The organism is Nocardioides sp. GCM10030259 (assembly GCF_042666375.1).
Classification (GTDB): Bacteria; Actinomycetota; Actinomycetes; order Propionibacteriales; family Nocardioidaceae; genus Nocardioides.
In genome coordinates this window covers 563,556-577,021 of record NZ_JBHTDF010000025.1, presented here as the reverse complement: position 1 = coordinate 577,021, position 13,466 = coordinate 563,556, and the positions used below count along the sequence as shown (strand labels likewise).

Sequence of the window (13,466 nt, the reverse complement as noted above, 5' to 3'; positions counted from 1 at the left end):
TCACTACTTCGCTAATAGCCGAGATAGGCCATCCGGATCGCGTCGTTGTCGCGCAGCTCCTCGGCCGAGCCGCCTGCGACGAACGACCCGGCCTCCAGGACGTGCCCCCGGTGCGCGATGTCCAGCGCCAGCTCGGCGTTCTGCTCGACGATGACCAGCGCCGTACCGTGCTGGACGTTCGTCTCGGCGAGGACCTCGAACAGCCGTGCCGTGACGACCGGGGCCAGCCCGAGGGACGGTTCGTCGAGCAGCAGGAGCCGGGGATGGCTCATCATCGCGCGGGCGATGGCGAGCATCTGCTGCTCGCCACCCGACAGGCTTCCGGCCAGGGTGTGCCGCCATCGGGCGAGCCGGGGAAAGACCTCGAACCAGTGCGCGATGTCCTTCTCTACGGTGCCGCGCGGCCTCGTCAGGGCCCCGGCGCGCAGGTTGTCCTCGACGTCGAGCTCGACGAAGGTGCCGCGCCCCTGCGGCACCATCGCCACGCCGTGGCCGACCAGCTGGTCGGTCCGCACCCGGCGCACGTCCCGCCCGTCGAGGACGATCTCGCCCGTGGTGCGCACCATCCTGCAGATGGACCGCAGGAGCGTCGTCTTGCCGGCGCCGTTGGGGCCGAGGACGACCACCACCTCGCCCGCCCCGACCGTCAGGTCGACGCCGTGCAGGCACTCGACGCTGTCGTAGAAGGCGTGGAGGCCGGCGAGCTGCAGCAGAGGCGTTCCGGTGCTCATGCGGGCCGTCCCAGGTACGCCTCGGCGAGCTTCGGGTCTTCGCGGACTTCCTCGGGCCGTCCGGAGACGAGGTTGCGGCCGAAGTCCAGTGCGACGACGTAGTCCGACAGGTCCATGACGAGAGCCATGTGGTGCTCGACCAGGAGCAGGGTCAGACCCAGCTCGGCGCGAAGCTGCCGCAGCGTGGATCCCAGCTCCCGGACATCTCCGTGGGTGAGGCCGCTCGCCGGTTCGTCGAGCAGCAGCAGCTTCGGCCTCGACACCAGCGCCCGCGCGAGCTCGACCCTCTTCAGGGTTCCGAACGGCAGACCTTCGCACGCGTGGTTGGCCACGTCGGCGATCTGCATGTAGTCCAGGGCCGCGAACGCCCGAGCACGCAGCTTGCGGTCCTCGAGCACCGAGGGCACGCCGAGCAGGGAACGGCCGAACCCGACCCGGCCGCGGGCGTGGAGCCCGACCATGACGTTCTCGAGCACCGTCATCCCCGGCCACAGCGCCAGGTTCTGGAAGGTGCGGGCGATTCCGAGACCGGCCAGATCGGCAGCCCGGCGATCGAGCAGGCTCTTCCCCTCGAACCGGATCGCGCCGCCCCGCGGTCGGATGAGTCTGCTGATGGCGTTGAACGCCGTGGTCTTGCCGGCACCGTTCGGCCCGATCAGGGCGCAGATCTGCTGGCTGTGGACCGAGAAGCTGACGCCGCTCAGAGCGGCGACGCCGCCGAACTGCACCGTCAGGTCCTCGACCTCGAGCAGCGGAGTCGAGACCGGGCCGTTCACACCACACCTGCTTCGTGCAGCCGGGCGAGTTCCTCGTCGGCGACGTCCGCCAGTTCGGTCAGCACCTCGGCGGTGTGGGCACCGAGCCGCGGACCCGTCTCGCCGATCTCTCCGGGCGTCCGGGAGAACTTGGGCACCACCCCGTTCATCGGGAGGTTGCGATCACGCACCTGGCGCCAGACGATCATGTCGCGAGCGGCGAAGTGCTCGTCTCGCAGGATCGTCGCTGCCGTGTTGATCAGCCCCGCAGGCACTCCGGCCTCGGAGAGCTGCGCCAGCAGCTCCGAGCTCTTGCGGCCGCCGGTCCACGCGGCGATCAGCTCGTCGAGCTCCGCGGCGTTCTCCCCGCGAGCAAGATGGGTGGCGTAGCGAGAGTCACTCGCGAGCTCGGGCTGTCCCATCATGACGGCCAGCCGCTGGAAGACGCTGTCGGCGTTGCCGGCGACCACCAGGTCTTCGCCGTCAGCGGTCGGATACACGTTCGACGGAGCGACACCGGGCAACGACGACCCGCTGCGCTCTCGCTGCACGCCCCCGACCGCGTAGTCAGCGAGGAGCGACTCCATGAGCGCGAACACGGCCTCGTAGATCGCGACGTCGACCTCCTGTCCACGACCGCTGCGGGTCCGCTCGTGGAGCGCGGAGACCGCGCCGATCACCCCGAACAGGCTGGCCAGCGCGTCGCCCAGGCTGATCCCGGCGCGCGCCGGCGGCCGGTCCGGTGAGCCGGTGGTGAACCGAATGCCCCCGACGGCTTCGGCGACGCTCCCGAATCCCGCCTCTCCGGCACGCGGCCCGGTCTGCCCGAAACCCGAGACGTGCACGTAGATCACGCCGGGCGCGACGGCACTGACCGACTCGTAGTCCAGGCCCCAGCGGCGCAGCGTGCCGGGCCGGAAGTTCTCCAGGACGACGTCGCACTGCTCGGCGATGCGCCGGACGATCTGCTGTCCGCGCTCGAAGCGCAGGTCCACCGTGACGGACTTCTTGTTCCGGGCGATGGCGGGCCACCACAGCGACTCCCCGTCCTCGGTGACTCCCCAGACCCGCATCGGGTCGCCGACCCCTGGCTGCTCGATCTTGACGACCTCGGCGCCGTAGTCGGAGAGGAGTTGGCCGGCAAAGGGACCCGCGATGAAGCTGCCCAGCTCGAGTACCCGGATGCCCTCCAGCGGCCCGCCCATGTTGTCACCCTTCTGGCAGATTGCACACAATTTCGCTGCTGGATGAAGATTGCACACAATCCGGCCCCGCTGACAAGGGGGATCAACAAATTCGTTGACGAATTCCGGTCGAGCGGGGGTCGACGCCTACGCGGAGCCCACGCCCGACGCGAATGCCCCCGCGTAGCCGCCGTCCACCCACACGTTGGTGCCGGTGACGTAGCTCGCGGCGGAGCTGTTCAGGAAGAGCAGGACGTCGGCCTGCTCCTCGGGGGCCGCCATACGATCCATCGGAGTCTCATGGTCGAAGACCCGACCGGCGCCCAGCGAAGCGGAGGCGACGGCCAGCATCGGAGTGTCGGTGACCCCCGGCGAAGCGCTGTTGACGCGTACGCCGTGGCCCGCCGCCTCGGCGGCGAACCGCATCGTCCAGTAGACGACCGCACGCTTGGCGAGCCGGTAGCCCCCCTGGGTCAGCAGATCGGGGTGTGCTCGGCACCAATGTTCGGCCGATTCGAACTCGCCGCAGGCGAGGAGCGCGGTCAGGGTCTCGACGTGACGCTCCCAGCCCATAGCCGCGATGGACGCGACCGACACGACGGCGCCGCCGGGTCGCATCCGTTCGCGCACGAGTCGCTCGCTCAGGTACCGCAGGCCGAGGAAGTTCACCTTCATCACCTGGACCGGCTCCGCTGCGCCCGTCGACAGGCCGGCGCAGTTGAACACGGCGTCGTACGGTCCGTCGTCCGCCTCGACGAACGCGGCCAGCGCCGAGCGATCAGACAGGTCCACGAGCACGCCCTCGACTCCGTCGTCGTCCGCCGGCACCACATCTGCGCCGGTGACGCGCGCTCCCTGCTCGACCAACGCGCGTGCCGTGGCCCGCCCGATCCCGGACGCGCCACCGGTGACCAGCACGCGCTGACCGACATACGAGGCGTACCGGGCGCGGAGCGCGGTCACCAGGCCACTCCGTGCTCGCTCGCGCGGAGCCTGCGCGCGGTCCCTCCCCGGCCGAACTCCATCACGAGCTCGAGAATCGCCGGGGTGATGGCCTCAGGGGACACGGCGCCTCGGAGCACGGGCTCGGCGAGACCGAGGCGCTCGATGCCGCCGGTCCGCACCATGGCCCCCGGGCACAGGGTGACGACGGTGATGTGGCGGTCGCGCAGCTCCTCGGCGACGCCGAGAGCCCACCGGTCGAGGGCGGCCTTCGAGGCGCCATACAGCGAGAAGCCCCGCTGGAACGGGTGGGCGGCCGCCTCCAGGTCGCCCGCGCCCGACGTCAACAACACGATGCTCCCGCCGTCGCGCATCAGGGGCACGGCTGCCAGGACGCACAGCACGGATCCGCGGAAGTTGACGTCCATGACGCGATCGAGGACGTCGGCGGTGGTCGCGTCGAACGGCACGCGCGGGAAGATCCCAGCCCCGCAGACCAACGCGTCGAGGCGGCCGGCGCGCCGGGCGACCTGGTCGAAGCAGCGGGCCACGCTCTCGGTGTCGCGGACGTCGAGGCCGACGGCCTCCATCCGTCCGCCCCGCCGGGAGACGTCATCGGCAACCACGTCCAGCGCCGGGGCGTCGATGTCGGCGGCAAAGACCGACAACCCCTCCGCGGCCAGGTCTCGCGCGGCGGCCGCGCCGATCCCGCCAGCTGCGCCGGTCACCAGCACCACGCGGTCGGTCACGGGAGGCGCCTAAGCTCGCGCTTGAGAATCTTGCCGGACGGGTTCTTCGGCAACGAGGTCATCTCGCGGAACTCCGCGGGCACCTTGTACGCCGCCAGCCGCGAACGGCACAGCTCCACCGCGGCAGCGTCGTCGAACGGCGAGCCTTCCGCCATGACCACGACGGCACGCACGATCTCGCCCCAGTGCGCGTCGGGCACCCCGATCACGGCGACCTCCACGACGCCGGGAAGGTCGGCCAGCACGGACTCGATCTCGTTGGGATAGACGTTCTCGCCGCCGCGAATGATCATGTCGCTGCGGCGACCGCCGAGGTAGAGGTAGCCCTCGCTGTCGCGCCAGGCCATGTCGCCGCCGCGGTACCAGCCATTGACGACCTTGCCAGCGCTCTCGGCCGCTTGATCGAGATAGCCGGCCATGATCACGTCCGAGCGGGTGACGATCTCCCCCACCTCGCCGTCCGGGACGTCGTTGAACTCCTCGTCCACCAACCGCAATGTCACGCCGGCAGCGGGCCTCCCGATCGAGTTCAGCAGGTGCTCCTCCCCGTTCAGCGCGCGGCGGTGCTCCTCGGGCCCCAGCAACGTCTGGAGACCCGCCTCGGTGCCGGCGCCGAACATGTTGATGAAGTCACAGTCGAAGACATCCATGGCCCGGCGCAGCAGGGCGGGCGACATGGGCGCGCCGCCGTACGAGATGCACTGCAGGTTGTCGTAGTCGAAGTCGGCTGCTCCGGGCAGCTCGAGCAGGCTGCTGATCATGGTGGGGACCAGGAAGCACCTGCTCAGCTCGCCACCCTGCAGCAGCCCGAGGACCCGGCCTGCCTCGAACTCGGGTGAGATGAGCGAGGTGAAGCCCCGGGCGATGCCGGCGAACACGTACAGCAGCCCGGCGTTGTGGTAGAGCGGCGAGGGCGAGTAGTTGACGACGCCGGGCGGGATGCGTGCCTCCACGAAGGTCTGCCAGGTGAAGTGCTTGACCACGCGCTGGTGGTGCAGCACCCCCTTCGGCGTCCCGGTCGTGCCGCTGGTGAAGGCGATCCCCAGCAGGTCGTCGTCGTCCACGTCCACATCCGGCTCGAGGTCGCGGCCCCGGGCGATCAGGTCCTCGTAGACAACGTCGATCGCAGGGCCCGGTCCGTCGAAGGAGACCACCGTCCTGAGATCGGGGACCCCGGAGCGGACCGCCTCGATCATCGGTCCGTAGCGGCCGCCAACGAAGAGATGGCGAGCGCCGCTGGTGCGCAGCAGCAGCAACAGCTCGGGTTCCGAGAGCCGGTAGTTCAGCGGCACGTACGTCGCGCCGAGCTTGATGCAGGCGAAGATCACCTCGACGTACTCGATCGAGTCGGTGGCGAACAGCGCGACGCGGTCGCCCTTGACGACCCCCGCTGTAGCCAGCGCGTCCGCGAGCTGGTTGACGCGCGCGTTGAGCTCTGAGTAGGTCGGCCGCCGTTCCCCCTCGATGAGGGCCTCGCGGTCGCCCTGGAACCCGGCGGCGGCCGTGAGCCAGTCACCCACACGGACAGGGGTCATGCCCATCGATCACTCACTCTCCCCTCGAAGTCCGTACCACCGGAGCCCCCTGAATGGACGCCTGGCAGACAAATGTGCCATCACCGTCCATACTGGTTTGTATACAACCTAGCATTGGACCTTGTCGGCCGGGAGGGCCTCCATGAACCACGCGACGGCGTATCCGGGCTATCAGGCCACCGAGGTGACGGTCGATCGACGAATCGCGACCATCCGGCTGAACCGCCCTGAGCACGGCAACAGCATCGACGACACCATGCACAGCGAGCTGACCCGGATCTTCCGTGACATCCAGGCCCACGAGGGCACCCGCGCAGCCGTTCTCACTGGCGCGGGCAGCAGCTTCTGCATGGGCGGCGACTCCAGCCCGACGCGTACCTTCACCACGCTGACCGGAGTAACGCCCATCGAAGAGGCCCGGATGATCGTGGAGAGCCTGCTGGACCTGGACAAGCCGCTGGTGTGCGCCGTCAACGGCGACGCACTCGGCCTCGGAGCCATCCTGGCCTCGCTCGCCGATGTCGCGTTCATCGAGCGGTCCGCCCACATCGGAGATCGGCACGTGGCAGGAGGAGTGACCGCGGGCAACGGGAGTGCCGCACTGTGGCCGGCGATCATCGGGCTGAATCGAGCCAAGTTCCTGTTGATGAACGCCGAGCTGTTGACCGCGGAGGAAGCTTGTCGGCTCGGTCTGGTCCACGAGGTGGTGGACGACGGAACCTCGCTGCAAGCGGCTCTCGCGCTGGCCACCCGCTGGGCGGAGCTCCCCCAGTTCGCCCTCCGCTCGACGAAGTCCGTGCTCAACGCTCACCTGCGGACCGCGGCCGCCGTGGCACTGCGCTACGGCCTGGCCCTGGAGGAGCAGGCGATGGCCGGTCCCGAGTTCCAGTCGGCACTCGCCGCACGGCGAGCCGAGCAACTGACGCCGACCCGCCAGAACGACGCCGACGAAAGGAACTAGCTGGCCATGAGCCTCGACTTCACCGGAACGGTGGCACTCGTCACGGGCGCGGGCAACGGTTTGGGCAAGGTCTACGCCCAGCACCTGGCCGAGCGCGGCGCCCGCGTCGTGGTGAACGACATCGCGGTCGATGAGCACGGTCGGGAGCGCAGCGACGCCCCCGCGGAACGGGTCGTCGCCGAGATTCGGGCGGCCGGCGGAGTCGCGGTCGCCTGTGCAGAGTCGGTCGCCACCCCCGGGGGCGGGGCGGCCATGGTGGCCCGCGCGATCGAGGAGTTCGGCGATCTCGACATCGTCGTCAACAACGCCGGCATCGCCCGGACCAACTTCTTCACCGACGTCTCCTACCCCGACGTGATCGCGTCGCTCTCGGTGCACCTGCTCGGCGCGTACCACGTGCTGCTGCCGGCGTGGAAGCACCTCGTTGAGCGGGGCGGCGGACGTGTCGTCAACACCACCTCGGCCGTGGGCATCTTCGGCCAGCGCCGCTCGGCGGTGTACGCCTCCGGGAAGATGGGCATCGTCGGTCTCACGCGAGTCCTGGCGCAGGAGGGCGCGGCACATGGCATCCGCGTCAATGCGATCGCCCCGGTGGCTTCGTCGCGGATGGCTGGGAGCGTGTACGGCGAGTTGGACCGGAAGGTTCCGCCGGAGCTGGTCTCAGCGGTGGTGCTCGCCCTGACGCACCCGAGCTGCGAGGTGACGGGAGAAGTCATCTCGGCGGGCGGCGGCCGCATGTCCCGGTTGGTCATCGGTGCCACCGAGGGCTACTTCTCCCCTCATCTGGACGACGAAGAAGCTGCCCATCAGCTTGCCGGCGTGTGCACCCAGGACGTCGCCGTCGACCTTCCCGACAGCGCGATGTCGGAGATCGACCTGATCCGCCAGTGCTTCCCCGACCTCGAGGCATTCCCGATGCAGCCGCGCTGACGTCCGGAGGAACGACGGCGGCGTCACGCCCGGACGTCGAGGACGGCTCCGGTCAGGACGGTGGCCGCCGGCCCGGCCAGGAACTCGAGCATCGGCCGCGGATCGGCCTGCCCGGTGGCGGACACCACCGCATTGACACGCACTCCATCGGTGCCCGATTCGCGGGCCAGGCCACGCACCAGGGCGCGAACGGCGTTGGCCACGACGTTCGCGGGAGGCGCTTCGTCGGTCCTCACGAGGACCAGCACCCCTCCGCCCCGGCCAGCGGCCGCGAGGGCCGTGACCACCTCGCGCACGTCGAGGAACAGCGTGCCGAGGTCGTCCGCCAGATGTCCTGACGTCACGGCGGCCAGACCGCCTCGAGCCGACCCGACGACCAGGGTCGCGGTCAGGGGATCTGACCCCGGCAGCGCGACGCCCATGTCGCCGCTCACTCGTCCGGGCCCCCGGCGGCGAACCCGCCGGCGCTGGCGACCCGACCGGTGATCGCGACTCCCAGCGCATCCGTCAGCCACCGGGCATGGTCGATTGCCTGGTCGAGCTCCAGGCCGGTGCGGTATCCCATCCGGTCGAACAGGTAGATGAGGTCCTCGGTTGCCACATTGCCGGTCGCCGCCGGCGCGAACGGGCAGCCGCCGATGCCCCCGAGGCTGGCATCGAGCACCGTGACGCCGGACCGCACCGCCGCGACGGCGTTGGCCACCGCCGTGTTGCGGGTGTCGTGCAGGTGGACGCGCATCGGCAGGCTCGGCGCGAGCTCACGCAGGATGCCGAAGCGCCGCTCCATCTCCGCGGGCACCGCCACCCCGATGGTGTCGGCAAGGGCGATCTCGTCGGGCTCCAGGTCCACCAGCTTGGCCAGGATCTCGCGCAGCGCCTGCTCCGACACCTCGCCCTCGAACGGGCAGCCGAACGCCGCCGACAGGGTCACCGTGAGCGCCACACCGTCACGCTTGGCCTGCTCACGCATCTTCGCCACGCCGGCGATCGCCTGCGCGACGCTCATGCCCTGATTGCGCTGGCTGAAGGACTCGGTCGCGAGCACCACGGTGTTCACGTCGCCGATGCCGGCTTCAACCGATCGTTCGTAGCCACGCAGGTTCAGCGCCAGCGCACTGGTCACGATGTCCGCCTCGCGGACGGCCGCGGCCACCTCGGCAGCGTCGGCCAGCTGGGGGACCCGGTCCGGGCGGACGAACGAGGTGATCTCCACGCGCCGTACGCCGAGCTCCGCCGCACGCCGGATCAGCTCCACCTTGTCCTCGGTGGGCAGCAGCTTCTTCTCGTTCTGCAGCCCGTCCCGCGGCGACACCTCGACGATCTCCACCGCCGGCAGCTCAGCCATGCCGATCAACTCCTTCCGTTCCGACGAGCACCGATGACGCATCCACCAGTGCAGCGCCCGCGTCGATCTCGATCACCGTTCCCGAGACCGCGTCGAAGAGCCCGCTGCCCAGGGCAGCCACCCACTCGGCGACCTCCGCCGCAGACGTGTCACGCCCGAGGATGCTGGCATCGACAGCGGCCTGGAGGGTCGAGCCTGCCAGCTCGTCGCCGACTCCGGCGGTGAGCACCGTGCCCGGTGCGAGGCAGAAGAGCCTGACACCGTCGGCGGCCCAGCGTTCGCCGAGGTCGGCGACCAGCGCCGCCATCGCCGCACGTGCGGCCGCCGAGTGCACCATGCCTGCGATGCCACGCTCGGCCGCGGAGATCGACAGCGTGACGACCCGGCCGCCGACTGCGGCCAGGCCGGCGTGCGCGGCTTCGGTGACGGCGGCTGTCGCGGTGAGGTTCAGGTCCAGTACCGCGCCGAAGCCGCGGGGCGACAAGTCCGCTGCCGGCGCGATGAACTGACCGCCGGCGTTGTTTACCACTAGGTCGAGCGTGCCCAGTCCCCGGACCAGCTCCGAGGTTGCCGCGCGATCGCGGATGTCCTGCGGAACGATCCGAAGCCGCTCGGGATTGGCGGCCATCGCCCGGGTCTCACGCAGCAGCTCGACCCGCCGACCGACGCCGATGACCGAGGCGCCCAGCTCGACCAGGCGAAGCGCCGACGCGCGGCCGATCCCGGTGCCGGCGCCAGTCACGAGCGCGGTCCGGCCGGCGAACGTGCCGTCCGGGAGCACCTTGACCTCCTCCGCCGAGGGCCGAGGAGAGGGAACGCGACGACCCGCAGGCGCGCTCGTCCGACGACTCATCGGACGCGTCCTCGGCACCGGACCGTCAACTGGGTTGCAGGCCACCCAGCGCCAGGGCGACGAAGTCCTCGCCGATCTCGGTCAGCGATCGCGGCCCCGACGGGTCGAACCACCGGTGCATCCAGTTGAACATGCCCAGGATCCCCAAGACCGCGACGGACGGCTCGATGTCGGAGCGGAACTCCCCGGTTCTCGCTCCCTTCGCGATGATCCCCGCCAGCACCCGTCCGTAGCGGTCGGCGTTGTCGCGAATCCGGTCGGCCTCCGGGCCCTTCATCGCCCGGTGGACGTTCTCGGCCACGAACACGGTCAGCTCCGGCTCCTCGGCCAGTCCGGTGGTGTACTCCCGCAATGCTCGGGCCAGCTGTTGGGAGGGAGGTTCGGCGCCCTCCGCGATCTCCTCCAGTCGTGTCCGGAGCTGCTCGATGGGCCGATCGAGCATCGAGACCAGCAGCTCTTCCTTCGTGCCGACGTAGTAGTAGAGCGTGGCGCGGTTGATGCCGACCTCCTGGGCGACGTCCTCCAGCGTCGCCTGGGCGTAGCCGAGTCGACGGAAGACCTGCGCGGCCCCCGCGATGATCTCGCTCCACCGCTCGTCCGACCGCCGCCTGCCGGCTTCGCGGCGCTCCATCCGTCGGCGCGCGATGTCGCTGCGGGGAGCAGCCCGGGCCTTGGGCGAGACCATCTGCCATACCTTCCCAGCCGGGGCCGCTGTCTACCTCGGTGCCGTTCATGCGATGAACCCGAGGCCCCGATCCTAGGGGACGGCCCGGGCGATTCAACCGATCACGCCGCGGTAGACCGCCGCCGGCTTCACACCGAGGTCGTGGGCGACGAGCTGGCCGGTCAGCGCGAGCGTGAGGTACAGGCTGCCGTCGTCGCCGATGCAACAGTTCGTCGGCTGGGTGCCGTCCCCTGTCGAGATGGTCTCCCTGAGCTCGCCGTCCGGTCCGTAGACGAACACAGCATGGGCGACGCTGCCGCAGACGTACGCCGTACCGTCCTCGGCGAAGCAGAACCCGTCCGGGACGCCGTTCGGCAGCTTTGCGAACACCTCCGGCTCGCCGACGATCTCCCCGTCGGCCAAGTCGAAGGCGAGGACCTTCCTGGTCATCGACTGGGTGATGAACAGCCGGCCGTCCGGAGAGACCGCGATGCCGTTGGGCATGGCGGGAACCTCGACTGACTGACGCTGGCTTCCGTCCGGCGCCAGCGCGACGATGTGGCCGGGGTTGAGGTTGCGCAGGTCCTCCCAGTTGGCCGAGTCAGTGACGTAAAGCGTGCCGTCCGGACCGAAGCACAGATCGTTGGGACGATGCGGAGCAGGCCCGGGCAGGGCACCGCCCACCGTGGCCACCGTGCCGTCCGCCGAGACCCGCTGCACGACCCCGTCGAACTGCCGTGGCGCATGCCAGTAACCCATCCCCTCGGCGGAGAGGCCGCCGTTGTTGGCGACGTAGTAGTCACCGTTCGTTCCGGCGGCACTGCCGTTCGGTCCGCCGCCGCAGTCGCCCAGCACCGTCAGCGTGCCGTCGGCGTCGACCCGGGTGATCGCCTCACCCTTCATCTCGGCCACCATCACTGCGCCGTCGGCGAGGTAGGAGGGTCCCTCCGGGAACCGCAGTCCGTCGGTGATCACCCGGGACGTGCTCGTCACGCTGGGCCCCCTAGTCGATCTTCGAGAAGTCGAAGTCCGGGACGTCCTTCAGCCGGGGCATGACCTCCGAGGCGAACAGCCGCATCTGCTGCTCGGCGAACTCGTAGGGCAGGCTCCCGAAGAATGGCACGACATTGAAGCCGTCGTTGCCGACGTGGTCGCGGATCGCCATGATCCGGTCGAAGCACTCGTCGGGGGTGCCGTAGATCTGCAGCTCGATGAAGTTCTCGATGATCTTGGAGGTGCCCTTGTTGTCGATGTACGACGACAGGTCGCGGTAGTACTCGTACCCTGAGGTGTCGCCGAAGTGCCGGCCACCGAGCTCGTAGTGCTGCAGGGTCATCTCGTAGTACTGGCTGATGTACTGCTGGGCCATGTCTTTGGCCTTCTTGCCGTCCTTGTCACAGATCATCCATCCGGTGACGATCGGCGCGGGGGCCTCCTCGCCCCGCATCTCCCGGTACTGCTTGCGGTATGTCCGCATGTCGTCGGCGGTGTCGCTCCAGTCCTTCTGCGGATTGATCAGGATGCCCGCACCGATCTCGGCCTGGAGCTTGATCGAGTCGGGTGATACCGCTGCGGTGTAGACCTTGCCTTGGAAGGAGGTCGTGTTGCGCGGTCGCAGGTCCCGCTTCGGGACGGTGAAGTATTCGCCGTCATGCTCCAGGACGCCGGTCTCCAGTGCCTTCAGCACGATCTTGGCGGACTCCAGGAAACGGCCCCGCGCCTCGTCCATCGGCACGCCGAACCCTTCGAACTCGATCCGGCCCAGACCTCGACCGATGCCGAAGATGAACCGGCCGCCGCTGATCAGGTCGAGCATGGCGACCTGCCCCGCCACGCGCACGGGATCGTGCCACGGCATGATCACCACGCCCGAGCCCAGGTCGATGTGCTGGGTGCGAGCAGCCATGTAGCTCAAGAACTGCAGGGGATCCGGACACATCGTGTACTCGGTGAAGTGGTGCTCCGTGCACCAGAGCGAATCGAAGCCGAGCGGCTCGACCAGGTCACACAGCTTCAGGTTGTCGGCGTAGACCTGCCGATCCTCCTCGGGATTGCCATTGCCCTGGAAGAGCGTGGTGTATCCAACGCGCATGTGGATGGACCCCTTCTGTCGCGATTCAGCCGTTGCCCGGATGGCATCGGAGCAGCCCCGGACAAGTGGCCCTGTGGAGTGGAACTAATGGGCGCTCAGCTGCTGCCGAGACGCTGATAGGTCCCGTGGCAGAAGATCAGCGGGCGCCCCTGCGAGCGCACCCACATGTCGCTGACCCTGCCCAGGACGAACTTGTGGTCGCCCGCACCCTCGACGCCCTCGAGGGTGCAGTCGAACCAGGCCAGCGAGTCGTCGAGGATCGGCTGACCGAGCTCGGAGCGATGCCAGTCGACTCCGGCGAACTTGTCGCCGCCGGAGACCGAGAAGGCCCGCGAGATCTCGATCTGGTCCTCCCCGAGCACGCTGACCGCGAACCGCCCGGCCGGCTCCAGCCGGGGCCACGTGGTCGACGTCTCCGCGACCAGGAAGCCGACCAGGGGCGGATCCAGTGATACCGACATGAAGGTACCGACCACCAGACCCGCGGGGCCCGCGTCGGTCTGGGCAGCGACTACCGCGACACCAGTCGGCACGTGGCCGAGGACCTGCCGGAACAGTTCTGGCGCGATGGAAGCGTCGTCATTCCGAGCCTTGACCGTTGTCACTGTCACAGCCACCTCCGTCATCACTGGTGTTGACGGAGAGTTTAGGACGATTGTCGTACTGCGTCAACACTCATGTAGACAGCGTCTGGGACCTCGTGGGTCGGGGGTCGAGCTTGGGCG

At 69.2% G+C, this 13,466-nt stretch carries 15 protein-coding genes; 2 read left to right on the top strand and 13 right to left on the bottom strand.

The window, feature by feature from the left end; translation table 11 throughout:
* Positions 1-11 precede the first annotated feature (11 nt).
* The 6 genes from ACFQQI_RS22240 to ACFQQI_RS22215 all read right to left on the bottom strand — a co-directional run bounded on the left by ACFQQI_RS22240 (position 12) and on the right by ACFQQI_RS22215 (position 5,896).
* Positions 12-731 carry an ABC transporter ATP-binding protein gene (locus ACFQQI_RS22240; protein WP_378568682.1) on the bottom strand — a complete coding sequence of 240 codons (720 nt, stop codon included), beginning with the start codon at positions 729-731 and terminating at the stop codon, positions 12-14.
* Entirely contained in the window at positions 728-1,507 is a 780-nt protein-coding gene (locus ACFQQI_RS22235) for an ABC transporter ATP-binding protein (protein ID WP_378568680.1), read from the bottom strand. Before ACFQQI_RS22235 ends, ACFQQI_RS22240 begins: the two co-directional genes overlap by 4 nt.
* Positions 1,504-2,691: a CaiB/BaiF CoA transferase family protein gene (locus ACFQQI_RS22230; protein ID WP_378568678.1), complete on the bottom strand. Its 1,188-nt coding sequence runs from the start codon at positions 2,689-2,691 to the stop codon at positions 1,504-1,506. The genes ACFQQI_RS22235 and ACFQQI_RS22230 overlap by 4 nt, the downstream gene beginning before the upstream one ends.
* 126 nt (positions 2,692-2,817) lie before the next feature.
* Positions 2,818-3,633, bottom strand: a complete 816-nt coding sequence (locus tag ACFQQI_RS22225; protein WP_378568676.1) for a coniferyl-alcohol dehydrogenase — start codon at positions 3,631-3,633, stop codon at positions 2,818-2,820.
* Entirely contained in the window at positions 3,630-4,361 is a 732-nt protein-coding gene (locus tag ACFQQI_RS22220; protein WP_378568674.1) for an SDR family NAD(P)-dependent oxidoreductase, read from the bottom strand. Before ACFQQI_RS22220 ends, ACFQQI_RS22225 begins: the two co-directional genes overlap by 4 nt.
* Positions 4,358-5,896 carry a class I adenylate-forming enzyme family protein gene (locus ACFQQI_RS22215; RefSeq protein ID WP_378568672.1) on the bottom strand — a complete coding sequence of 513 codons (1,539 nt, stop codon included), beginning with the start codon at positions 5,894-5,896 and terminating at the stop codon, positions 4,358-4,360. The genes ACFQQI_RS22220 and ACFQQI_RS22215 overlap by 4 nt, the downstream gene beginning before the upstream one ends.
* A 142-nt stretch (positions 5,897-6,038) precedes the next feature.
* On the opposite strand from ACFQQI_RS22215, the gene ACFQQI_RS22210 reads away from it, so the two are divergent.
* Positions 6,039-6,857 (top strand): enoyl-CoA hydratase/isomerase family protein, encoded by an 819-nt coding sequence (locus ACFQQI_RS22210; RefSeq protein WP_378568670.1) that lies wholly within the window; start codon positions 6,039-6,041, stop codon positions 6,855-6,857.
* A 6-nt stretch (positions 6,858-6,863) separates the two neighbouring features.
* Entirely contained in the window at positions 6,864-7,787 is a 924-nt protein-coding gene (locus ACFQQI_RS22205; RefSeq protein ID WP_378568668.1) for an SDR family NAD(P)-dependent oxidoreductase, read from the top strand.
* 23 nt (positions 7,788-7,810) lie between these two features.
* On the opposite strand, the gene ACFQQI_RS22200 is transcribed toward ACFQQI_RS22205, so the two are convergent.
* The 7 genes from ACFQQI_RS22200 to ACFQQI_RS22170 all read right to left on the bottom strand — a co-directional run bounded on the left by ACFQQI_RS22200 (position 7,811) and on the right by ACFQQI_RS22170 (position 13,367).
* Entirely contained in the window at positions 7,811-8,209 is a 399-nt protein-coding gene (locus ACFQQI_RS22200; protein WP_378568666.1) for a hypothetical protein, read from the bottom strand.
* An 8-nt stretch (positions 8,210-8,217) separates the two neighbouring features.
* The gene (locus tag ACFQQI_RS22195; protein ID WP_378568664.1) at positions 8,218-9,132 is read right to left on the bottom strand and encodes a hydroxymethylglutaryl-CoA lyase; all 915 of its coding nucleotides are present in this window, start codon (positions 9,130-9,132) and stop codon (positions 8,218-8,220) included.
* Positions 9,125-9,913 (bottom strand): SDR family oxidoreductase, encoded by a 789-nt coding sequence (locus ACFQQI_RS22190; RefSeq protein WP_378568662.1) that lies wholly within the window; start codon positions 9,911-9,913, stop codon positions 9,125-9,127. Before ACFQQI_RS22190 ends, ACFQQI_RS22195 begins: the two co-directional genes overlap by 8 nt.
* 97 nt (positions 9,914-10,010) lie before the next feature.
* A complete protein-coding gene (locus tag ACFQQI_RS22185; RefSeq protein ID WP_378568660.1) occupies positions 10,011-10,670 on the bottom strand; it encodes a TetR/AcrR family transcriptional regulator in 660 nt (219 codons plus the stop codon).
* 93 nt (positions 10,671-10,763) lie between these two features.
* Positions 10,764-11,624 (bottom strand): SMP-30/gluconolactonase/LRE family protein, encoded by an 861-nt coding sequence (locus ACFQQI_RS22180; protein WP_378569053.1) that lies wholly within the window; start codon positions 11,622-11,624, stop codon positions 10,764-10,766.
* Between the two features lie 28 nt (positions 11,625-11,652).
* Positions 11,653-12,741 (bottom strand): LLM class flavin-dependent oxidoreductase, encoded by a 1,089-nt coding sequence (locus ACFQQI_RS22175; protein ID WP_378568658.1) that lies wholly within the window; start codon positions 12,739-12,741, stop codon positions 11,653-11,655.
* A gap of 95 nt (positions 12,742-12,836) precedes the next feature.
* The gene (locus ACFQQI_RS22170; RefSeq protein WP_378569052.1) at positions 12,837-13,367 is read right to left on the bottom strand and encodes a flavin reductase family protein; all 531 of its coding nucleotides are present in this window, start codon (positions 13,365-13,367) and stop codon (positions 12,837-12,839) included.
* Between the last annotated feature and the right edge of the window lie 99 nt (positions 13,368-13,466).

What these genes read in the sequence shown, in the direction of transcription:
- ACFQQI_RS22215 (WP_378568672.1), bottom strand. Translation starts at nt 5,896, where the DNA reads ATGACCCCTGTCCGTGTGGGTGACTGGCTCACGGCCGCCGCCGGGTTC.
- ACFQQI_RS22240 (WP_378568682.1), bottom strand. Translation starts at nt 731, where the DNA reads ATGAGCACCGGAACGCCTCTGCTGCAGCTCGCCGGCCTCCACGCCTTC.
- ACFQQI_RS22210 (WP_378568670.1), top strand. Translation starts at nt 6,039, where the DNA reads ATGAACCACGCGACGGCGTATCCGGGCTATCAGGCCACCGAGGTGACG.
- ACFQQI_RS22175 (WP_378568658.1), bottom strand. Translation starts at nt 12,741, where the DNA reads ATGCGCGTTGGATACACCACGCTCTTCCAGGGCAATGGCAATCCCGAG.
- ACFQQI_RS22200 (WP_378568666.1), bottom strand. Translation starts at nt 8,209, where the DNA reads ATGGGCGTCGCGCTGCCGGGGTCAGATCCCCTGACCGCGACCCTGGTC.
- ACFQQI_RS22230 (WP_378568678.1), bottom strand. Translation starts at nt 2,691, where the DNA reads ATGGGCGGGCCGCTGGAGGGCATCCGGGTACTCGAGCTGGGCAGCTTC.
- ACFQQI_RS22185 (WP_378568660.1), bottom strand. Translation starts at nt 10,670, where the DNA reads ATGGTCTCGCCCAAGGCCCGGGCTGCTCCCCGCAGCGACATCGCGCGC.
- ACFQQI_RS22205 (WP_378568668.1), top strand. Translation starts at nt 6,864, where the DNA reads ATGAGCCTCGACTTCACCGGAACGGTGGCACTCGTCACGGGCGCGGGC.
- ACFQQI_RS22170 (WP_378569052.1), bottom strand. Translation starts at nt 13,367, where the DNA reads ATGACGGAGGTGGCTGTGACAGTGACAACGGTCAAGGCTCGGAATGAC.
- ACFQQI_RS22195 (WP_378568664.1), bottom strand. Translation starts at nt 9,132, where the DNA reads ATGGCTGAGCTGCCGGCGGTGGAGATCGTCGAGGTGTCGCCGCGGGAC.